Source organism: Streptomyces parvus (assembly GCF_032121415.1).
Lineage (GTDB): Bacteria > Actinomycetota > Actinomycetes > Streptomycetales > Streptomycetaceae > Streptomyces > Streptomyces globisporus_A.
The window spans coordinates 114,651-136,131 of sequence record NZ_CP135079.1 but is presented as its reverse complement, the minus strand read 5'-3'; the positions used below and the strand labels follow the sequence as shown (position 1 = coordinate 136,131).

The following is a 21,481-nucleotide window of genomic DNA, read 5'->3' as shown; positions in this document are numbered from 1 at the left end:
CCGCCCCCGGGCGCGACCTACCGCCGCTCGTGCACCCGCACCACCCGCAGGTCCGGCGAGCGTGCGATGTCCTTCTCGCAGAACCGGGAGGTCACCCAGCGCTCGGCCGCGTACAGCCGGGTCTGGTCGCTGAAGTGCGGGGACCTCGGGTTCTCCGACTGGGAGTACGTCAGCAGCGTCCGCGCCACCGGACAGCGGCTGGCGTCCCAGCCGACCGCCTGGATGTAGCTGGAGCCCGACGACACCTCCGTATAGCCGCCGCCCGCCGCGTTCCACACCGGCTCGGTCTTGTTCCAGATGCCCAGCGACTCCGTCCCGCCGCCGATCGGGAGCCGCTTGCCGATCCGTACGACGAACTGGTGCTCGCCCAGCGGCGCGTCCAGCGCGATGCCGGCTGCCCGCAGCTCCGTCACCGCGTCCGCCAGGGCCCTGCCCACGCCGGGCGCGGCGGTGTTCAGGTCGCGGGGGGTGCGCACCGGATCGGCCGGGTCGAACGGCGTCCTCCACAGCTCGGCCGCCGGGACCGCCGCCGTCTTCCGCCAGAACCGGTCGAAGAGCAGCGCGCCCCGGCTGCCGCTGTCCACTTTCCGGTCCCAGCGCCGCAGCGCCCGGCAGGCCTCCGACACGTCGACGGGCGTGCCGCCGGAGCCCACCGCGGTACCGCCCGGCAGAGCGGCGCACCACTCCGCCACCTCCGACGCGGCCAGATCCCCGGCCGGCGCCCGGTTGGCGAACTGCTGCCGCTGAAGGTCCCTCACCCCGAGGCGGCCCTTGTCCGCCATCGCCGCGACGTCCTCGATCGCGCCGCGCGTCCGCATCGACCGGGGTGTCGCGATCGTGCCGAAGACCCGCTCGTACCCGGTGAGCGGCCGGTCCGCGTTGGTCAGCCACGCGCTGTCGTTGGAGTTCTCCACGTACGGCCGGTTCTTCAGCACGGGCATCCGGCCCGGGCCGAAGATCCCCGGCTGCACCGCGTCCCGGTCGCTGCCCAGGGCGCAGTCCGTCCGCGAACCGTCCAGCACCGCGAGGCCGGAGGCGGGGTAGGTGGCCCGGCCCAGCGGGGTCGAGCAGCGCTCCGCCAGGTCGTCCGTGATCCTCGGCAGCACCTGCGACTGGGCGAAGAACGAGTGCCCCGCCCGGTCCGCCGCGATCGTGTTCACCCACGGCATGCCCTGCCAGCGGTGCAGCGAACGTTCGACGTCCGCCGTGCCCCGGGCCTTGCTGAAGCCCAGACCCGTGTCCGCCATCCGGAGATTCGTGGCGTTCGGATCGTTCAGCGCGTACGCCGTCGTCGCCGTCCACGGCAACGGCAGCGCCGCACCCATCGACGTGACGACCGGCCCGTAGCGGGTCCACCACTGGGTGCGGCTCACGTCGGCCGCGCCCTTCACCGGGACGCTCACCGTCCGCCGCGTCATCCGCTCCCGCTTCCCGTCCACCAGATAGACGGTCGGGTCGGCCGGGTCGAGCGTCAGTTGGTGGAGGTTCAGCGTGACGCCCGTGGCGACCGTGTGGCTCCACGCCACATCCGCGTTGTGGCCGATCGAGATCGTCGTCGCGCCCAGCAGCGACGCGCCCGACACGTTCAGCTCCCCGGGGATCGTCTGCTGCGACTGCCAGAAACGACGTCCGCCCTGCCACGGGTAGTGCGGGTTGCCCAGCAGCAGCCCGCGCCCGTCGACCGTGGTGGAACCGTCGAAGGCCACCGCGTTGGACCCCATGTCCGCGTTCTGCGCCGACAGCAGCCGCTTCGCCGCCGACGCCGCCTCCTCGGGGGTGACCCCGGCCGCCGGGGGAGCGGCGGTCGGCGGCTGTGCGGCCGTGATGCCGTCGATCCCGCGCCCCTGGCCGCCGAGCACCGCCAGCGCGTACCCGCGCGCCGCCACGTCCAGCGCCGTCACCGGACGCACCCAGGACGCGCCCCGGCAGGCCGGATCGGTGATCCGGTTCTGCGCGATCCACGCGTTGTACCCGGCGGCGAACCCGCGCATCGTCTCCTTCACGTCCCGGCTCGGGCCGGCGGGCGCGGGGGCCTTCAGCAGCTTCTCCACCGTGCCGCTGGCCCGGACGCCCCGGAAGTACAGATCGCTGGAGAGGTTCGTCGCCGCCGAGGACAGCGAGAAGTCCGTGGCCGCCTCCGGTCCGAAGAACCTCGACCGCTCCCCGCGCACCGTGAGGAACCCGTCCGCCAGTGTGCACACCTGGTCGGCGGCCTGCGCCCAGCCGGTGCCGAAGCCGAGCTGCGCGTAGTCCTTGGCCACGATGTGCGGAATGCCGTACTCCGTGTACCGGATGACGGCGGAGAGCCCGCCGCCGGACGGGTGCCGCTCCTGCCCCGGCCCCGACGCGGTCGCCGGCGGCAGCGACGCCGACACGGTGAACAGGGCGAGACCGGCAACCCCGAGCAGTCTCAGACGGTTTCGCAATCTCAAGGTGTTCCTCCCAACGGTGCGGGTGGCACAGGTGGTTGACCGGACCATCCGGACACCACGCGCCACTCAGCCAGGGAGCCCCGGCGACTGTCAACCATCTGGTCGGTATCCGGCCTCTTGACCCGGGGGCCCGGCCCGCACAGGATCACGCCATGACAGGTGTACGCAGCAGCACGGTCGACGGCGTCCTCACCCGCAGCGCCCGGCGCACCCCCGGCCGGACCGCCCTGCGGTACGCCGACCGGGCCTGGACCTACCGCTCGCTCGACGCCGCCGTCTCCACGGCCGCCGCCGTCCTCACCGAGGAGCACGGGCTCGCCCCCGGCGACCGGGTGGCCGCCTACGCGCACAACTCCGACGCCTATCTGATCGGCTTCCTCGCCTGCGCCCGGGCCGGTTTCGTCCACGTACCGGTCAACCAGCACCTCACCGGTGACGACCTGGCCTACCTCCTCGACCAGTCCGGCTCCTCCCTCGTGCTGACCGATCCGGACCTCGCCGGGCGGCTCCCCGCCGGCCGCCCCGTGCGTGCGCTGCGGGACGCTCCCGGCTCGCTGCTCGACGCCCTCACCGCGGAACGGCCCTTCACCCCCGAGCGTCCGCCCGCCTCCGACGATCTGGTGCAGCTGCTGTACACCTCCGGCACCACGGCCCTGCCCAAGGGCGCGATGATGACGCACGGGGCCCTGGTCCACGCGTACGTCAGCGCGATCACCGCGCTCGGCCTCGCCGCGGACGACCGGCCCGTGCACTCCCTGCCGCTCTACCACTCGGCCCAGATGCATGTGTTCCTGCTGCCCTATCTGGCGGTGGGCGCGGAGAACACCATCCTGGACGCGCCGGACGCCACCCGCATCCTCGAACTCGTGGAACAGGGCCTGGCCGACAGCCTGTTCGCGCCGCCCACGGTCTGGATCGCCCTCGCCGACCACCCCGAGTTCGCCACCCGCGACCTCGGCGGCCTCCGCAAGGCGTTCTACGGAGCCTCGATCATGCCCGTCCCCGTCCTGGAGCGGCTGCGCGAACGCCTGCCGCACCTGGCCTTCTTCAACTGCTTCGGCCAGAGCGAGATCGGCCCGCTGGCCACCGTGCTGGGCCCGGACGAGCACGAGGGCCGCATGGACTCCTGCGGTCGGCCGGTCCTCTTCGTGGAGGCCCGCGTCGTCGACGAGAAGGGCGAGGACGTGCCCGACGGAACGCCCGGCGAGGTCGTCTACCGATCGCCCCAACTCTGTTCCGGCTACTGGGAGAAGCCCGAGGAGACGGCGCAGGCCTTCCGCGACGGCTGGTTCCGCTCCGGCGATCTCGCGGTCCGCGACGCCGAGGGCTTCTTCACCGTCGTCGACCGGGTCAAGGACGTCATCAACTCCGGCGGTGTCCTCGTCGCCTCCCGCCAGGTCGAGGACGCCCTCTACACCCACCCCGCCGTCGCGGAGACCGCCGTCATCGGCCTCCCCGACGACCGGTGGATCGAGGCCGTCACCGCCGTCGTCGTCCGGCGCGCCGAGGCGGACGTGGAGGAGAGCGAACTCATCGCCCACGCCCGCGAGAAGCTCACCGCCTTCAAGGCGCCCAAGCGCGTGGTGTTCGTCGACCAACTGCCGCGCAACGCCAGTGGAAAGATCCTCAAGCGGCAACTGCGGGACGAACTGACCTGAACCGGCCGCTACAGCCGCCCCGCCGCCACGATCCGCCGCAGGAACCGCTGCGTGCGCTCCTCGCGGGGCGCGCCGAACACCTCCTCGGGCGTGCCGCGCTCCAGCACCACCCCGCCGTCCAGGAAGCACACCTGGTCGGCTACCTCACGCGCGAACGCCATCTCGTGCGTGGCGATCACCATCGTCATGCCGTCCTCCTTCACCTCCCGTACGAGACCCAGCACTTCGCCCACCAGCTCCGGGTCCAGGGCCGCCGTGATCTCGTCCAGGAGCAGCAGCCGGGGGCGTACGGCCAGCGCCCGCGCGATCGCGGCCCGCTGCTGCTGCCCGCCGCTGAGCCGGTCCGGATACTCGTCCGCCTTCGCCCCGAGCCCCAGCCGCTCCATCAGCTCCCTGGCGTCCGTCTCGGCCCGGGCCCGGGAAAGCCCGTGGACACGGCGCGGGGCCAGGGTGATGTTCTGCAGCACGGTCAGATGCGGGAAGAGGTTGTACGCCTGGAACACCACGCCGATCCGGCGGCGCACCGCGTCCGCGTCGGCCCGCGGGTCGGTGATCTCCTCGCCGTCCAGAAAGACCGCCCCGTCGTCGACCTCCTCGAGGAGGTTGGCGCAGCGCAACAGCGTCGACTTCCCCGACCCGGAAGCGCCGATCAGGGCGGTCACCGTGTGCGGGGCCACCTCCAGGTCCACATCCCGCAGCACCGGCGACGTACCGAACGACTTGCGGACCGCCTCCATCCGCAGCACCGGAGCCGTTTCCGCTGCCGTGCTCATACCAGCCCTCCCTGCGCCCGCCGCCGGTCCATCCGGGCCGTCACCCAGTCGGTGAGCCGGGTCATCGGGATGGTCAGCGCCACGAAGACCAGCCCAGCGACCACGTACGGCGTGTAGTTGAAGTCCTTGCTCGCGATGATCTGCGCCGCGTACACGGCGTCCACCGCCCCGGCGATCGAGACGAGCCCGGTGTCCTTCTGGAGCGACACCAGATCGTTGAGGAGCGGCGGCACCACCCGCCGCACCGCCTGCGGCAGCACGACGAAACGCAGCGCCTGCCCGCTGCTCAGCCCCAGCGAACGCGCCGCCGCCCGCTGCGAGGGGTGTACGGACTCGATGCCCGCCCGGAAGACCTCCGCGACGTACGCCGAGTAGGTCAGCACCAGCGCGCTGCCGCCCAGCAGCACCGCATCGGTGGTCACCCCCTCCAGCCGCAGGGCGGGCACCCCGAACACCACCATCAGCAGACAGATGATGAGCGGCAGCCCCCGGAAGAAGTCCGTGTACGCGGTGGCCAGCGCGCGGAGGGGGAAGAACACCGGACCGCGCAGGGTCCGTGCCACCGCCAGCAGCAGACCGAGCACCAGCACGGCCGCCCCGCACACCGCCAGCAACCGCAGGTTCAGCCACAGCCCCTCCAGGACCTGCGGGAAGGCGACGCGCGCGTAATGGGCGCTGAAGAACGTCTCCTTGGTACGGGCCCAGCCCGGCGAGTTCGTGATCAGCACGAACAGCGCCGCACCCACCACCAGCGTGCTGGCCGCGGCGATCGCGGTGGCCCGCCGGGTACGCCCCCGCCGGTAGCGCTCGCGGGCGATGCGGCGCTCGGAGGGGACGTAGGCGTCCTCGACGGCCGGTGCCTTGTGCAGGGTCACCTGAGCACCGGCGCGTCGACGGCGTCGGAGAGCCACTTCTTCTCCAGGCCGGCCAGCGTGCCGTCCTTCCGCAGCGTGTCCACCGCCCCGCTCACACAGGAGGTCAGCGCGCTCTCCCGGTCCAGGACCAGCCCGAACTGCTCCGGCCGACCGGGGGATTCGGCGAACTGGCCCACCACCTCCGCCTCGGGCACCTCGGCCCCGGTGATGTAGAAGGCGGTCGGCAGGTCCACCACGATGGCCTGCACCTGACCGGTCTTCAGCGCCGACTTGGCGAAGTCGTTGCGCTGGTAGACGGCGGGCTTCTCCTTCGGCTTCACCAGATCGGTGATGAAGTCGAGGCTGGTGGTGCCCACCTGTGCGCCGAGCTTCACGTCCTTGAGGTCGGCGACGCTCTTCGCCTTCGCGGCCTTCGACGACTTCAGCGCGACGACGGCCTGGCGGACGTCGTAGTAGCCGGAGGAGAACGCGACGGCCTTCTTCCGCTCCTCGCTGATGGAGACCTGGTTGATGTCGAAGTCGAACTTCTTCGCGCCGGGCGCGAACGCGCTGTTGAACGGCACGTGCTGCCAGACCACGGCATCGCGGCCGTACCCCAGCTCCTTCGCCACGGCGTACGCCACCGCCGACTCGAAGCCCTTCCCGTTGGACGGCTCGTCGTCGGCGAACCAGGGGGCGTACGCGGGCTTGTCGGTGCCGACGGTGAGCTTTCCGGGCACCTGGGTGGCGAGCTTGCCGGGCGTGCAGGACGCCGTCGCACCGGGCCCGGCCGACGCCCTCTTCTCCTCCGCCTGCGGGGCACAGCCCGCAAGGGCGGCGCAGAGGGCGACGGCGGAGCACAGAGCGGTGATGACCAGGGGCCGGTGGGCGAGATGCATAGCGGGAGACTCGCAGGGTCCGGCCCCCTGTGTCGAGACGTTTCGGCAGCTGTCCGCATAATGGGAACGGGTGTTGCGGTGGTGTGAACAGCGCCGGTCGGCACCGCTGTTCACCCCGTGCCGGACTCCTTCTCCCGCAGGTCGACGATCCGCCGGAGCTTGCCCACCGAACGCTCCAGCGTCTCCGGATCCACGACCTCGACGTCCACCGACACCCCGACGCCGTCCTTCACCGCCGCCGCGATGGCCCCCGCCGCCCTCTCCCGTTCGTCGGTCGTCGCGTCCGCCCGCGCCTCCGCGAGGACCGTCAGCGCGTCCAGCCGCCCGTGCCGGGTCAGCCGCAGCTGGAAGTGCGGGGCGACGCCGGGCGTCCGGAGCACGATCTCCTCGATCTGGGTGGGGAAGAGGTTCACCCCGCGCAGGACCACCATGTCGTCGCTGCGGCCGGTGACCTTCTCCATCCGCCGGAACGTCCGCGCCGTCCCCGGCAGCAGCCGTGTCAGGTCCCGGGTCCGGTATCGGATCACCGGCATCGCCTCCTTGGTCAGCGAGGTGAAGACCAGTTCCCCCTCCTCGCCGTCGGGAAGCACCTCACCGGTGAACGGGTCCACGACCTCCGGATAGAAGTGGTCCTCCCAGATGTGCAGCCCGTCCTTCGTCTCCACGCACTCCTGCGCCACCCCCGGGCCCATCACCTCCGAGAGCCCGTATATGTCCACCGCGTCGATCGCGAACCGGTCCTCGATCTCCCGGCGCATCCCCTCGGTCCACGGCTCCGCACCGAAGATCCCCACCTTCAGGGACGTCGAACGCGGGTCGACGCCCTGCCGCTCGAACTCGTCCAGCAGGGTCAGCATGTACGACGGCGTGATCATGATGATCTCGGGCCGGAAGTCCCGGATCAGCCGCACCTGGCGCGCGGTCATGCCCCCGGAGGCCGGGATCACCGTGCAGCCGAGCCGCTCCGCCCCGTAGTGCGCTCCGAGCCCACCGGTGAACAGCCCGTATCCGTACGCCACATGGACCTTGTGGCCGGGTCGCCCGCCCGCCGCCCGGATCGACCTGGCCACCACGTCGGCCCAGGTGTCCAGATCCCGTTCGGTGTACCCGACGACGGTCGGCCGCCCCGTCGTGCCGCTGGAGGCGTGGATCCTGCGCACCTCGTGCTCCGGTACGGCGAACATCCCGAACGGGTAGTTGTCCCGCAGATCCGTCTTCGCGGTGAACGGGAAACGGGCCAGATCCGCGAGCGTCCGGCAGTCCTCCGGCCGCAGCCCCGCGCGGTCGAACGCGTCCCGGTAGAAGGGGACGTGGTCGTACGCGTGGCGCAGCGTGGACCGCAGCCGCTCCAGTTGCAGGGCCTCCAGTTCGCCCCGGCCGAGCCGTTCCGTCGCGTCCAGCATGGCCGTCATCAGGACCCTTCCTTCCACAACAGGAGACATACGGGCGACAGACAGGCCGCAAGAAGGCGACCGATCATTCGGTCGATCTTCCTGGGAGCAGTAATTCAGGCGGCCGGGGGTGCTGGCAAGAGGTGCGCGGCGTTCGAAGCCGATCAGCCCGCCGCGAAGTCCGCCGGGCCCGCTCACGGCTTCCTGTCTGGACGGCGCGTATGCCGAACTTCTCCGCGTACGACAGGACCCCGCTCGCCTATCACCTGGTGGGCGAGGGGGAACCGCTGATCTGTCTGCCCGGCGGGCCGATGCGGGCGATCGCATGTCTCGGCGACCTCGGAGGGCTCGCAGCCCGGCGCCGGCTCGTCCTGCTGGACCTGCGCGGCACGGGCGCGTCCGGTGTCCCCGAGGACCCCTCGACGTACCGCCGCGACCGCCTCGTCGATGACGTCGAGGCGCTGCGCGAACACCTGGGCCTGGAGCGGATCGACGTCCTGACCCACTCGGCCGGAGCCGATCCGGCCCTCCTGCACTCCGCCCGCCACCCGGAGCGGCTGCGCAGCCTGACCCTCGTCATGCCCAGCACCCGGGCCGTGGGCATCGAGGCGACCGACCAGGACCTGCGCGAGGCCGCCGAGCCGCTCGCCGTCGAGGCCGTCAAAGCATCCGTCTACGGGGGCGCCGAGCTGACCGAGAGCGAAGCCCTGGCCGCAGAACTCAAGCGCGGCCGGTGCGTGTTCGCCCGCCGCGGACCTCGTCGCCGCCCGCGTCCAACGTACCGTCCTCACCCTCGCCTTCGAGAAGCAGTCCGAGTCCAACGCCATGGGGGGGGCTCTCTCTGCCCGTCTCCTTCCAGCAGCCGCTGCTGGCCGGTGCGGGCGGCTTCTTCGTCCCGCACGTCCGCGCGTACATGCGCCGAACGGGAGCGCCCGACACGGTGGGCTCGCTCGTCGCGTACAAGGACCGCCGCAACGCGCTGAAGAACCCCTACGCTCACATCCACGACCACGACTCACCCTGGAGAAGGTCCAGTCCTCACCGATGCTCTGGGACCCGGTCCGCTACTCCGAGACCTGGCCCTCCTCCGACGGGGCCTGCGCCATGATCCTCACCGACCGGGCCGGCGCGGGCCGGTCCCCGCACCCGCCCGCCTGGGTCCACGGCGGGGCGATGCGCAGCGAACCGACCCTGTTCGCCGGCAAGGACTTCGTCTCCCCGCAGGCCGGGAAGGACTGCGCCGCCGACGTCCACCGGCAGGCCCGCATCACCGACCCGCGCCGCGAGATCGACGCCGTCGAGATGTACGTACCGTTCTCCTGTTGCGAACCGATGTGGCTGGAGAACCTCGGCTTCGCCGACGAGGGCGAGGGCTGGAAACTCACCGAGGCGGGCGTCACCGAACTCGACGGCGACCTCCCGGTCAACCCCTCGGGCGGCGTGCTGTCCACCAACCCCATGGGCGCCTCCGGCATGATCCGCTTCGCCGAGGCGGCCCTCCAGGTCCGGGGAGAGCCGGGGAGCACCAGGTCGACGGGGGCCGCCCGGGCGCTCGGCCACGCCTACGGTGGCGGGTCCCAGTTCTTCGCCATGTGGCTCGTGGGAGCACAGCCCCCGCCCGGCTGAGAGAGCGCGACGGGCCCGGCCCCGTGCGGCCCGGGCCCGGCTCCGCAACGTGAGCCGGGACACGTACCATGGGCTCCATGTCCTTCCTCCGCCGCCGTAGCGCCGCAACACCCGCGGGCCCGGACTTCGACGTCCTGGCCATGGACCCCGGGGACTGGCCCGGCAACCTCGGCGCCGGTCTGCTTCCCGCCCCCGACGGCAGTTGCCAGGGCGTCTTCCTCCGTTACGACCTGTACGGCGGCCGGGGTCCGGCGATGATCATCGGCAACCTGCCGGAAGGCTCGCCCGCCCGCGAGACCGAGGAGGGCCAGGTCCCCTTCGAGGTGGCCCAACTGCTCCTCGCCCTGGAGAACGACGAGCCGATCGAGGTCGTCAGTTCCGAGGACGTCCCCGTCATGCAGGGTGACAACCTGCTGATCGTCCGCCGTGTCAAGCTCTCCGAGAGCCGGATCGCCTGCGTCCAGTTCGACCGCAGCGACGGCGTCCTCGTGACCATCGCCAGCTGGGACCGGCCGATCACCGACGACCTCTACACCCTTCTCAAGCCCCTGCCCGCGGAGCTGTTCCAGCAAGGCTGAAACGTATCTGCCTAGGCCGCCCGCATATGCCGGGCGGCCTTTTTTTCCTGCCCGGACCATCCCGGCGGGCCGATTCTCGATGCCCATGACGTCCGGAAATGCGCGTTGACACCGATGGCGGGGGAGCGACTACGGTGAGAAAATGTAACGACCGTTCAATGTGTAACGGTCGTTCAGGTTCATCGTCACCCCCGTCCGGAGGTCCGTCCCCATGGCCAACCCTTACGGCGCTCTCTTCAAGGCGCCCGGCTCCGTAGCCTTCTCCGCCGCGGGCTTCGTCGCCCGCATGCCGCTGTCGATGACCGGCATCGGGATCATCACGATGCTGTCCCAGATGCGAGGGCAGTACGGCCTGGCAGGCGCCGTCTCCGCCACCTTCACGCTGTCCATGGCCCTCTGCGGCCCCCAGATCTCCCGCGTCGTCGACCGGCGGGGGCAGAGCAAGGTGCTGCTGCCCGCCGCGGGCCTCAGCGTCATCGCCATGGGCGTGCTGCTTCTCTGCGCCCGCTACGACGCCCCCGTCTGGACCCTCTTCGCCAGCGCGGTGCTGGCCGGGACGATGCCCAACATGGCCGCGATGGTCCGTGCCCGGTGGACCCACGTCTACCGGGGCTCGGACCGCCTCCACACCGCCTACTCGCTGGAATCGGTCGTCGACGAACTCACCTTCGTGGTGGGCCCCGCGCTCGCGGTCGCGCTGAGCACCGCACTCTTCCCGGAGGCCGGGCCCCTGGTGGCGGCGGTGCTGCTCACCCTCGGTGTCCTCATGTTCGTCCCGCAGAAGCGCACCGAACCGCCGGTGCTCCAGCCGGCCGACGAGGGCGCCCCGAGCGTCTCCGCGCTGCGCGGCGGACCGCTCGTCCTGCTGGCCCTCACCCTCGTGGCGGGCGGCACGATCGTCGGCACCGTCGACGTGGTGAGCGTCGCCTTCGCCGAGGAGCAGGGCTCCCCGGCCAGCGCGGGCATCGTCCTCTCCGTCTACGCGATCGGCTCGGCCGGCGCCGGGCTCGTCTTCGGCGCCCTCCGGCTCACCGTCCCGCTGCCCCGGCTGCTCCTCCTGAGCACGGCCGGCACCGCCCTGACCACGCTTCCCCTGCTGCTCGTCGGGAACATCGCGACGCTCTCCGCGGCCGTCTTCTTCTCCGGCCTCTTCTTCGCGCCTACCATGATCGTGGTGATGGGACTGGTGGAGAAGACGGTGCCGCCTGCCGCCCTCACCGAGGGAATGACCTGGGCGATCACGGGCCTCAGCGTCGGTGTCGCGCTCGGCGCCTCGGTGTCGGGCGGTATGGTCGACCGCTTCGGCCCCTCCGGCGGCTTCGCCGTGGCCATCGCCGCGGGCGGCGCGACGGTGCTGCTGGCGCTGACCGCCCAGGGCCCCCTCAACCGGAGTCTGCGGGCGCGCGCGGAGGCGCCCGCAGAAGAAGGCCACGCCGAGTCGGTCCTGTAGACGCCCCGCGGCCGCGAGGATCGGCACGCCGCTCCCGTCCCGCTCGACCACGACGCCCGGAGGGCACGATGACCACATCACAGACCGACGGCCGCCTGCTCAAGGGCGAGCTCCGACGGCAGGAACTCATCGAAGCCACCCTCCAGGTGGTCGCCCGCGAGGGCGTCGCGGGTGTCAGCCACCGGGCGGTGGCGCGCGAGGCGAACCAGCCCCCCACCGCCGCCGCCTACTACTTCAAGAGCATCGACGACCTGCTCACCGCCGCCCTCACCGTCTGTATGGACCAGGACGCCGAACGGATGCGACGCCTGGCCGAGAGCGCCGACGGCAGCCCCGAGGGCCTCACCGCCCTCGCCGAGCTGCTCGCGAACGTGATGGGCGGCCCCGGCCGGCTCCTCGCCGAGTACGAGCTCTACCTGCTCGCCGCCCGCCGGCCGGAGCTGCGCACATCCACCGGGCGCTGGCTGGACGCCATCGCCGAATACGCCCTGCGCTACACCGACGACCCGGTCCGGGTGCAGATCTTCAAGGGCGTCATCGACGGACTGCTCCTCCAGGGACTGCTGACCGAAACACCGCCGACGGCGGCGGAGTTCGAGGCCGTGCTACGGCACGTCCTGCTCTGACCGGTCGGCCGACCCGCCCTCCCCCCGCCCCCTCCCTTTTCCACTTCTCCGGGCCGTTCCGTGCTCCGGCCGCTTCGCCATGCCCGCATCCGGAGCGTCCCGAATCCGCCTGCCCGGCCCCTCCGATCCAAGGAGCCCGTGTGAACACCGTCCCCGTACCGGAATCCCTCGCCCCCGAACCGATCGCGCCCGTCGCGCCCGCCAGACAGCGGCTGGTGGACACCCACCGGCCCACCCTGGAGCGTGCGGCGGCGACCCTGCGCGCCCGCACCCACTGGTCGCCCTACCCCGAGGACCCGGCCGCCTACGGCACGGACGCCGAGGACCGGTAGCAGCGCCACGGACGCGCCCTCGGCCGCCCACCAGAACAGCTCCCACACCGACACGTCGAAGGAGATCGGGGTCTTCTGGAGCAGCACGTCGTCCGCGCCGATCGGGTAGCGCCGCTGCATCCAGGCAAGGCGGTTGACCACCGAGCGGTGCTCGACCATGACCCCCTTGGGCCGGCCGGTCGATCCCGAGGTGTAGATGACGTACGCGAGGTGGTGCGGGCCCGCGGCCGGCTCCACCGGGCCCGACGGCCCGCGCAGCAGCTCTCGCACGGTCAGCACCGGAACGGACGGGTCCATGCCCGGCGGTGGCGTCTCACCCGACGTCAGGACGACGCTCGCCCGGCTGTCCTGAAGCAGGAAGGAGATCCGCTCCCGCGGGTATCCGGGGTCGACGGGCACGTACGCACCGCCCGCCTTCAGTACGCCGAGGAGGGCGGCCGGCAGGTCGGGCCCGCGCCGCATCAGCACGGCCACCCGGTCGTCGGGGCCCACGCCCCGGGCCCGTAAGGCGTGGGCGATCTGATTGGCCCGCGCGTCCAGGGTCGCGAAGTCGATCCGCTCCCCGGTGGCCTCGTCCACGACCGCCGTGCGGCCGGGGTGCGCCGCCGCCCGTTCCTCGAACAGCGCGTGCAGGGTGCGGTCCGTGCGGTGGGCGACATCGGGTCCGCGGGCAGCCCGTACGAGCTCGGCCCGCTCCTCCTCGCCGACCAGGGGAAGCGCGAGGGCGGGCCGCTCAGGGGCCTCGACCGAGCCCTCCAGGAGCCGGCGGATCCGCTCGGCCACACCGGCGACGGGGAAGTCCTCGTCGAAGACGTCCAGGGCGTGGTCGAGGGCGATCCGGAGCGTGCCGTCGCCCTCGTCGGCGTGGACCGTCACCGCCAGCGCGTCCTGCCGGTGCACGGGGGCCATGATCGACGCCACCCGGGTGATTCCCGCCGGTAGGGCCACGGCCGGGAAACGCACGTACGACAAGGTGATGTCGAAGAGCGCGCGGACACCTCCGGACAGCTCCCCGACCGTGCGCAGCACGTCGCCCAGCGCGAGGCGCTCATGGCCGCGCAGCTCGGCCGTTCTCGTCCTGACCTGCTCGGCGAGGTCGGGCAGGGAGGCGTCCGGGCGGAGGTCCACCCGCAGCGGCAGGCTGTTGGCGAACTGCCCGACGACCGAGCGCGTCCGCTCGTCCTGCCGGTTGAGGAAGGGCACACCGAGCACGATCTGCTCACTGCGGTGCACCCGTGCGAAGTAGGTGGCGAACGCGGCGGCGACGACACCGAAGGGCGAGCCGCCGCCCTCCCGTATTCGGTCCACCAGCGCGGCGTCGACGGAGAAGCCGTAGCGAGCCCGCCCCGGGCCGCCAGGGGCCTCGGCACCCGCCGAGCGGGAGAAGAGCGCGGGGACCGTGTCGCGGTGGACGTCGCGGTGGAAGGCGAGGTCACGTTCGCGGGCGGCCGAAGCCCGGTAGGCGGCATCGGCCTCCACCACCACGCTGTGCGGGAGCCGGGGCCGCGCGCTGTCCGCTGCGTCGCCCCGGGCGTACGCCTCCCACATCTGGCCGCTCACCGTGTTCAGCGCCCAGCCGTCGACGACGAGATGATGGGCCTTCAGCGCCAGGTGGACGGTCGCGGAGCTCTCCCTGACGAGCAGCGCGGAGACGAGCGGGGAGTCCTGGACGGTGAACGGCTCGGCCAGGAACTCCTCCAGCCGGGCGGTGACGGCCGCCGCGGGGTCCTCGCGGCCCGAGAGGTCCTCGTCAGGCTCCCAGACCCCGGGCCGTTCGCGGGGATCACCGGACCACTGGAACGGAACGCCGTCCCGCTCCGCGAACCGGATCCGGAACGCCTCATGACCGAGGAGCGTCCGGGTCAGCGCGTCGTGCAGCGCGTCCGTGTCCACGGGGCCGGTCAGCCGTTCGTGCTGGACCACGTTGAACTGAGGGTCGCCGGGCGCCCTGGATTCGGCCGCCCAGATGTCTTTCTGATAGGAGGTCAGAGGAATCTCGCGATACGTACTCATGGGTTCTCCCCTTTCGCCGGTGATCCGGCGCCCATCGCTCAGGTTGATTCGTCCGGAACGATAGGCATTCGGTGATCGGCGAAACCACTACTCGAATAGGTAGGGGCCGGGTCGCGATGGGAGCCGTCCGGATCGCTACCCGCTTGAGCAGCGCAGACGGTGGACCGAGAAGGGGAACTGCGACCGTCGCTGTGAAGGTGTTCACGCTTGCTTCATGTTGCTTATCGCACATTTAACGCGGAGACATAATGGCGCGTAGAGGGGCGGCTTTCGGTCATGTGCGACGGGGCCTGATGGAATTCGGCCACGGTCCGTCGTGGGATTCCCACGACGGACCGTATTCCCGGGGGCGATCCGCGGAGCTAGCCCCGGCTGCCCACCGTTCCGGCCAGCATCCGGGTCACCTGCGCCGCCGACGTACCGAGGCCCGTGGGCCCGCCGAGATGCCAGGGCGCGGCCCGGCCGCCCCGCAGATCCTCCTCGCGGTAGCGGCGGCAGTCCCGGTGCCAGATCAGGATCCCCGCCAGCCAGTGCTCCAGCTCCCGCACATAACCCGCCAGGATCTCCCGCGCCTCGGCGTCCAGTCCGAAGTCGTCGTACAACACCGGGAGTTCCACCTCGGCGACATGCCGGAACTGCCGCAGCCGCGAGTTCATCAGGTCGTGCACGATCGCCACGCCCGTCGGATAGTCGACGCCGAAGAAGTTCTGCACGACCAGGACGCCGTTGTGCACCTCACCCTCGTACTCGATCTCCTTCTGGTACGAGAACAGATCGTTGAGCAGGCACGCGTAGTCCGCGGCCGCGTTCTCCAGGGAACGCATCGGACCGCTGCGGTAGACCTCCTGCGGAACCTTCCGGCCGTGGCCGAGCCGGCACAGGCTCATCGTCAGGTCCGAACCGAAGGTCGCCCGCCGCATCTCCACGTAGTCCACCGGATCGGGGATGCGGTTCTGCGCCTGGTTCGCCAGCTCCCACAGCCAGCTCTCGGTCATCGTCTCGATCGCGGTACGGAAGGTGCGCCGCGCGCCGGCGTCCATCGGGCCGGCCGTCCTGCGCCACAGGTCGCCCAGACTCCGCTCCAGCGCGTTCACCGGCTCCGGCGTTCCCTCGTCGTCCAGCGGCATGAACAGCGACAACCGGTCGTTCGCCAGCCGCGCCCCCGCCAGATCCCGGGCCCGCCCGTGTACGACCGGGAACCAGTCGTCCCCGTACGTCCCCCAGGCCAGCCAGCCCGAGGACAGGTCCAGCTCGTCCGGGCTCGCGTCCGGGTGGATGCCCGCGGCGCAGAGCGGCAGGTCGATCGCGCGGATCCGCTCCTCGTCCCAGATGTGCGAACCCGGCACGCCCGGCTGGGCCTCCAGAATGCCCATCCGCCGCGCCCAGTCGACCAGCCGGACGCGCGCCCCCTCCAGGTGGGGGCTCAGCGTGGTGGTGAAGGGCAGATCGAAGTCGGGGAGCAGCGAGGGGCCCACGTGCTGGTACGGCACATGGCTGTGGCTGCGGGCCCGCGCGGTCTCCGAGCGGAGCGTGAAGGTGATGGAGGCGGCGGACATGCCGAAGCCGGGCACGGCCTCGCCCGCGCCGCCGCCGTTCATGTAGCGGCTGGAGCGCATGTGCCATTCGTGGCCGCCGGACTGCCAGTCCTGGAGCCCCTTGACGTACGCCAGCACGGCGGCGGTCTGCGCCGGGTCCAGGGCCCTCTCGGCGCAGAGGGGGCCGAGTTCACTCAGCGCGGTGTTCTCGAACTGCTGGAGGCGTGAGGTCAGCAGGTCGTTGACGGCTTCGGCGGCCTCCTGGGTGGAGCAGCCGAGGAATTTCTCCAGCACCAGCACGCCGTTGCTGTTCTCCCCCTCGTCCTCCACCTCACGCTGGTAGGAGAAGAGGTCGTTGCGCAGGTGTACGGCGTCGGAGAAGGCGTCCCGCAGCACCCGCAGCGGCCGGGATCCGGCGACCGGCGCCGGTACCTCCGCGTTCGCCGCGTACTCGACCAGGCCCGCGGACCAGGGCGCGCCACCCACCTTGCGGCGCATCTCGATGTACTCGACCGGGTTCGCGATGCGGCCCTCGTGGATGTTGGCGAGCTCCCACAGGGACTCGTTGAGGAGGTTCTCCGTCGACTCCGCGAACCGGGCCCGCCAGTCGTCCGTCATCGCGGGCACGGTCCGCGCCCACAGATCGGCGAGCCCCGCCTCGACGGGGTTCGAGGGCTCGGGTGTCGCGGCTCCGCGCTCCATCGGCATGAAGGCGGGCAGCCGGTCCAGATACCGCTTGCCGCCCTCCCGGTCGGGCGTGCGCTTGAACAGTTCCAGGAAGTGGTCGTCGAAGAAGAAGACCCACACGTACCAGTCCGTGACGAGGCTGAGCGCCTCCGCCGAGCAGTCGGGGTGGGTGTAGGCGCACAGGAGGGCGTAGTCGTGCGCCTCCAGGTCCTTCTCCTCCCAGATGCCGGATCCCTCCAGCATCCCCATGGAACGGGCCCACTCCCGGGTGTGGGTGCGTGCCGCTTCCACATGCGGGTTGAGCCGGGCCGGATACGGAACATAGAAATCCGGCAGTGAGAAGGGCTGTGCCATGTGCGTCAGGCCTTTCCAGAAGCCTCCGCGCGGGGATTCGCGCGGACCGGTGGTGTCCGCGCAGCACTACCCTTCGGCCATCCGGGGCACGCACGATGACGATTAGTCACATCATCGACATGTCGGGGGTGTCGGCTCAGTAGGCGGAGTCGACGTTGTCGATCGAGCCGTACCGGTCCGCGGCGTAGTTGGCGGCGGCGGTGATGTTGGCGACCGGATCGGTGAGCTTCTTCGGGGTGCCCTTGACGTGGTACGCGTCGAAGGTGGGCTGGATCACCTGGAGGAGACCCTTGGAGGGAATGCCGTTTTGGGCGTTGATATCCCAGTCGTTGACGGCGTTCGGGTTGCCGCTGGACTCGCGCATGATGTTGCGGTGCAGCCCCTCGTAGGAGCCGGGGATGTTCTTCTTCTCCATGATGTCGAGCGACTGGCGGATCCAGCCGTCGAGGTTGTTCGCGTACTTCTTCGGCGTGACGGCCTTGCGCTCGGTGGAGCGGTTGGCGGCCTGCTTCTCGGAGCGCGCCTTCTCGGCCGCCTTCTCCGCGGTCGCCTTGGCGACGGCCTTCTTCGCTGCGGCTTCCTTGGCGGCGTTCTCCTTCGCGGCCTTCTCGGCCGCGTCCTTCGCCGTGGGGATGCCCGCGGCGGCGACCGGCTCCACGGAGACGGAGGACCGGGTCGCGGTGGTCTGCGCTTCGCCCGGACCGCCGGTGGCGGCTATGGCGGTGACGGAACCGGCCGCGACGAGCACGGCGGTGGCGATCTTGTGCGAGCGGGTGATGCGCAGGGGGGAGATGCGGGGCATGCGTGAGCTCTTCCTATGGGGGACGGGCTTCGCGGCCTTCGCGCCGCGTCGGCGGGTACCGGGTCGTCCGGGCCGCGGTCGCCGGTGGGCGATCGACGCGGGCTCGAACTCGGTGCCTGCCGGGATCCATGGTTAGCGGGAACCGACATAGGAAGCAATGACCGCCTTTACTACCCTTCATCGTGAAATGCCAATTTATGAGCCATATGGGCGGTTCGTTGGGCCGGACGGGAGGGCTCACGTCTCCTACCGGAGGCCGTAGGTGACGTGGGTCTCGTGGCGGGCCTCACCCCTGAGGGACCCCGGAACGGCACAGGGTCAGCGTTCGGTCACCGAACGCAGAACAGCGCGTTGCGGGACCGGTGTGTCGGCACCGGTCCCGCAACGCGCTTCTTCTTCACAGTGGTCCGGGCTCACAGTGACGTGAGCACCGTGGCCTTGACGGGCGGGCTCTCTCGGCCCTGCCCTGGTAGCTCGTCCCGGCGTCGTCCCGCCTCAGCGGGTACCGACCGCCGCCCGCACCGCCCTCCGCGCCATCGCGCAGTCGTCGTGCAGCCTCCGCAGCAGCAGCCGCTGCTCCTCACCCGAGGAGAGCGCACCCGGACGGTCGGCTCCCGCACCCACCGGGGGCGCCTCCCGCATGGTCCGCTGCACCGCCGTCTCGTAGTTCCGGATCTCGCGGGTCAGCACCAGCATCAGGTTCACCAGGAAGGCGTCCCGCGCGGCCGGGCCCTTGGCCTGGGCCAGCTGACTGATCTGGCGGCGCGCCACCGGGGCGTCGCCCAGCACCGCCCACAGCGTCGCCAGGTCGTACCCCGGGAGATACCAGCCGGCGTGCTCCCAGTCGACGAGCACCGGTCCGGTCGGCGACAGCAGGATGTTGGAGAGCAGGGCGTCCCCGTGGCAGAACTGCCCCATGCCCTGCCGGCCGCCCGCATGGGCCAGCCCGTGCAGCAGCTTCTGCAGGTCGCCGAGGTCACGGTCGGTGAACAGGCCGAGCTCGTGGTAGCGGGCGATCCGCGAGGCGTAGTCGAGCGGCGCCTCGAACAGCCCGCCCGGGGGCCGCCAGGCGTTCACCCGGGCGATCGCGCCCAGCGCGGCACGGATGTCGGCCCGCGGCGGCGCCTCCGCCGGGTGCCGGGTGAGGGCGGCGACCCGGCCGGGCATCCGCTCGATCACCAGCGTGCAGTTCTCCGGATCCGCCGCGATCAGCCGGGGCACCCGAACCGGGGGCCGGTGCCGGACGAACGCGCGGTACGCCGCTATTTCGTGCCGGAACCGCTCGGTCCACGCCGGCGAGTGATCCAGTAAACACTTCGCCACGGCGGTCGCCCGCCCGGTCGTTCCGACGATCAGGACCGAACGGCCGCTGCGGCGGAGCACCTGCACCGGGTTGAACTCGGGGCAGATGCGCTGCACGGAGGCGATGGCCATCCGCACCTGCGCGCCCTGCGGCCCGGACAGGTCGATCCTTCCGCTGAGCGGTCCGGCGCCCGGTCCCGCGGCCCGCCGGGCCCGGCCCGGACCCTGCGCCGGCGCGCCGGCGTGAGGAGCGAGATAGGGCCCGCCGCCCGCGCCCATCGGGCGGAGCGGACGGGGCGGGGCGGACACGGAGGACGATGCTGTGTACATGGGCGAGACAGATCCCTTCGTGCGCCGACAAGGTACGTGCGCCAACCCGGCCGACGGCCGTTCGGCACCCTGGGGAGTACCGAGGGCTGCCGGGCGGGGTGGCGCACTCCTACCTGACAACGGGTCACGGGTGGCAGACCATCTGGCGGACCCTGGCGAACCCTGGCGAATAGTCACAGCGCATCTGACAGGGGGTTAGTGTCAAGTCAGCCGAGAACCTGGGGGCTTGAAGTGACCGGAGAACCCAACACCCGTCTCAGCGACCTGTTCGGCCTGGCCGGCTGGTCCAAGGGCGAACTCGCGAGAATGGTGAACCGGCAGGCGGCGGCCATGGGCCACCCGCAGCTGGCCACCGACACCTCGCGCGTCAGGCGCTGGATCGACATGGGGGAGTCCCCGCGTGATCCCGTGCCCGGAGTGCTGGCAGCTCTGTTCACCGAGCGGCTCGGCCGTGTCGTGACCATCGAGGACCTCGGGTTCGGCCGACGCGGGCGTGTGGGGAAGCGGCGTGACTCCGGGACGGAACACAATCCCGATCAACTGCCGTGGGCGCCCGAGCGGACGGCAGCGGTCCTCACCGAATTCACGGGAATGGACCTCATGCTCAACCGACGCGGCTTGGTGGGTGCGGGCGCCGCGCTCGCCGCCGGCTCAACCATCGCCGGCCCCATGTACGAATGGCTGCACAGCGACCCCGCTCCGGCGGCCGACGCTCCACGGACCAATGATCCCTTCCACGCCGATCCCGCCGGTCTCGACCGGTACGAGGCCGCACCGGTCGGCTCCGAGGAGATCGAGGCACTGGAGCACTCGGTCGAGGTCTTCCGCGCCTGGGACGCGTCCCGGGGCGGCGGACTCCAGCGCAAGGCGGTCGTGGGCCAGCTCAACGAGGTGGGCGGCATGCTCGCCTACCGCCACCCCGAACATCTCCAGCGCCGCCTGTGGGGCGTCGCCGCCAACCTCGCCGTCCTGGCGGGCTGGATGTCCCACGACGTCGGCCTCGAACCCACCGCCCAGAAGTACTTCGTCATCGCCGCCCACGCGGCCCGCGAGGGCGGCGACCGGCCGCGCGCCGGAGAGGCGCTCTCCCGTGCGGCACGCCAGATGGTGCACCTGGGCCGCCCAGACGACGCACTCGACCTGATGAAGCTCGCCACATCCGGCTCCGGCGACGAGACCCTGCCCCGTACGCAGGCGATGCTGCGCACCATCGAGGCGTGGGCACAGGCGTCGATGGGACGCGGCCAGGCCATGCGGCGCACCCTCGGCGAGGCCGAGGAGCTCTTCGTCTCGGACAAGAGCGATGTTCCGGCGCCCAGTTGGATGCAGATGTTCGACGAGGCCGATCTGCACGGCATGCAGGCGCTCGCCTTCCGTACGCTGGCCGAGCACGACCCGGGAGCGGCGACCATCGCCCAACGTCACGCCAAGCAGGCGCTGGAGCTGCGGGTCAACGGGCGCCAGCGGTCGAAGATCTTCGACTACATCTCGCTGGCCTCGGCGTGCTTCATCGCCAACGACCCCGAACAGGCCGACCGTTATGCCCGGCTCGCGCTGGTGTCGATGGGAGAGACCTCCTCGCACCGCACCTGGGACCGGCTCCGCGAGATGTACCGGCTCACCGGTCAGTTCGCCGGATACGCGGGGATCCAGGAGCTGCGCGAGGAGATCGAGCTGTCGATGCCGAGCCAGAAGAAGGCCAGGGGCACGCAGATCTGAACCGGCCCCGCCGCGCCGCTCGGTGCTCCCTCACACCCTGATACGTCCGTGCCTCTGCACGCGCCGGCACGCAGCGTGTGCTCCCGCGGGCGCTGACACACAGGGCGTACCCCTGCACAC

13 protein-coding genes and 3 pseudogenes are annotated in these 21,481 nt (G+C 71.3%); 7 read left to right on the top strand and 9 right to left on the bottom strand.

Translation table 11 applies throughout. The annotated features are described in order from the left end of the window. Positions 1 to 17: 17 nt before the first annotated feature. The gene (locus tag RNL97_RS01550) at positions 18 to 2,432 is read right to left on the bottom strand and encodes an acylase (protein ID WP_030587686.1); all 2,415 of its coding nucleotides are present in this window, start codon (positions 2,430 to 2,432) and stop codon (positions 18 to 20) included. A 152-nt stretch (positions 2,433 to 2,584) separates the two neighbouring features. Here RNL97_RS01550 and RNL97_RS01545 point away from each other — a divergent pair, with 152 nt between their 5' ends. Then, the gene (locus RNL97_RS01545; protein ID WP_030587683.1) at positions 2,585 to 4,090 is read left to right on the top strand and encodes an acyl-CoA synthetase; all 1,506 of its coding nucleotides are present in this window, start codon (positions 2,585 to 2,587) and stop codon (positions 4,088 to 4,090) included. Positions 4,091 to 4,098: 8 nt separating this feature from the next. On the opposite strand, the gene RNL97_RS01540 is transcribed toward RNL97_RS01545, so the two are convergent. The 4 genes from RNL97_RS01540 to paaK form a co-directional block, all read right to left on the bottom strand. After that, entirely contained in the window at positions 4,099 to 4,863 is a 765-nt protein-coding gene (locus RNL97_RS01540) for an amino acid ABC transporter ATP-binding protein (protein WP_030587681.1), read from the bottom strand. Next, on the bottom strand, positions 4,860 to 5,738 hold the full coding sequence (locus RNL97_RS01535) for an amino acid ABC transporter permease (RefSeq protein ID WP_243312995.1): 879 nt from the start codon (positions 5,736 to 5,738) through the stop codon (positions 4,860 to 4,862). The genes RNL97_RS01540 and RNL97_RS01535 overlap by 4 nt, the downstream gene beginning before the upstream one ends. After that, positions 5,735 to 6,616: an ABC transporter substrate-binding protein gene (locus tag RNL97_RS01530; protein ID WP_243312993.1), complete on the bottom strand. Its 882-nt coding sequence runs from the start codon at positions 6,614 to 6,616 to the stop codon at positions 5,735 to 5,737. The genes RNL97_RS01535 and RNL97_RS01530 overlap by 4 nt, the downstream gene beginning before the upstream one ends. Before the next feature lie 110 nt (positions 6,617 to 6,726). Beyond that, positions 6,727 to 8,028, bottom strand: a complete 1,302-nt coding sequence (gene paaK, locus RNL97_RS01525; protein WP_030587672.1) for a phenylacetate--CoA ligase PaaK — start codon at positions 8,026 to 8,028, stop codon at positions 6,727 to 6,729. Positions 8,029 to 8,228: 200 nt separating this feature from the next. On the opposite strand from paaK, the pseudogene RNL97_RS01520 reads away from it, so the two are divergent. The 5 genes and pseudogenes from RNL97_RS01520 to RNL97_RS01500 form a co-directional block, all read left to right on the top strand. Continuing rightward, positions 8,229 to 8,648 (top strand): annotated as a pseudogene (locus tag RNL97_RS01520) (alpha/beta fold hydrolase); the annotation flags it as partial. Positions 8,649 to 8,754: 106 nt separating this feature from the next. Continuing rightward, positions 8,755 to 9,633: pseudogene (locus RNL97_RS01515) on the top strand (thiolase C-terminal domain-containing protein); the annotation flags it as partial. A 77-nt stretch (positions 9,634 to 9,710) separates the two neighbouring features. Then, positions 9,711 to 10,211: a hypothetical protein gene (locus tag RNL97_RS01510; protein WP_003971159.1), complete on the top strand. Its 501-nt coding sequence runs from the start codon at positions 9,711 to 9,713 to the stop codon at positions 10,209 to 10,211. Positions 10,212 to 10,422: 211 nt separating this feature from the next. Next, the gene (locus tag RNL97_RS01505) at positions 10,423 to 11,661 is read left to right on the top strand and encodes an MFS transporter (RefSeq protein ID WP_243312992.1); all 1,239 of its coding nucleotides are present in this window, start codon (positions 10,423 to 10,425) and stop codon (positions 11,659 to 11,661) included. Positions 11,662 to 11,729: 68 nt separating this feature from the next. After that, the gene (locus RNL97_RS01500) at positions 11,730 to 12,287 is read left to right on the top strand and encodes a TetR/AcrR family transcriptional regulator (RefSeq protein WP_078652102.1); all 558 of its coding nucleotides are present in this window, start codon (positions 11,730 to 11,732) and stop codon (positions 12,285 to 12,287) included. Positions 12,288 to 12,625: 338 nt separating this feature from the next. On the opposite strand, the pseudogene RNL97_RS01495 reads toward RNL97_RS01500, so the two are convergent. The 4 genes and pseudogenes from RNL97_RS01495 to RNL97_RS01480 all read right to left on the bottom strand — a co-directional run. Further along, positions 12,626 to 14,632, bottom strand: a pseudogene (locus tag RNL97_RS01495) (AMP-binding protein); the annotation flags it as partial. 362 nt (positions 14,633 to 14,994) lie between these two features. Further along, positions 14,995 to 17,208, bottom strand: coding sequence for a terpene synthase family protein (locus RNL97_RS01490; RefSeq protein WP_243312990.1), 2,214 nt, complete (start codon positions 17,206 to 17,208; stop codon positions 14,995 to 14,997). Between the two features lie 136 nt (positions 17,209 to 17,344). Further along, on the bottom strand, positions 17,345 to 18,010 hold the full coding sequence (locus tag RNL97_RS01485) for a transglycosylase SLT domain-containing protein (protein WP_030587657.1): 666 nt from the start codon (positions 18,008 to 18,010) through the stop codon (positions 17,345 to 17,347). Between the two features lie 495 nt (positions 18,011 to 18,505). Then, positions 18,506 to 19,642, bottom strand: a complete 1,137-nt coding sequence (locus tag RNL97_RS01480) for an aminoglycoside phosphotransferase family protein (protein WP_030587654.1) — start codon at positions 19,640 to 19,642, stop codon at positions 18,506 to 18,508. Between the two features lie 231 nt (positions 19,643 to 19,873). Between RNL97_RS01480 and RNL97_RS01475 the strand changes: the two genes are divergently transcribed. After that, the gene (locus RNL97_RS01475) at positions 19,874 to 21,361 is read left to right on the top strand and encodes a DNA-binding protein NsdB (protein WP_030587651.1); all 1,488 of its coding nucleotides are present in this window, start codon (positions 19,874 to 19,876) and stop codon (positions 21,359 to 21,361) included. Positions 21,362 to 21,481: the final 120 nt, after the last annotated feature.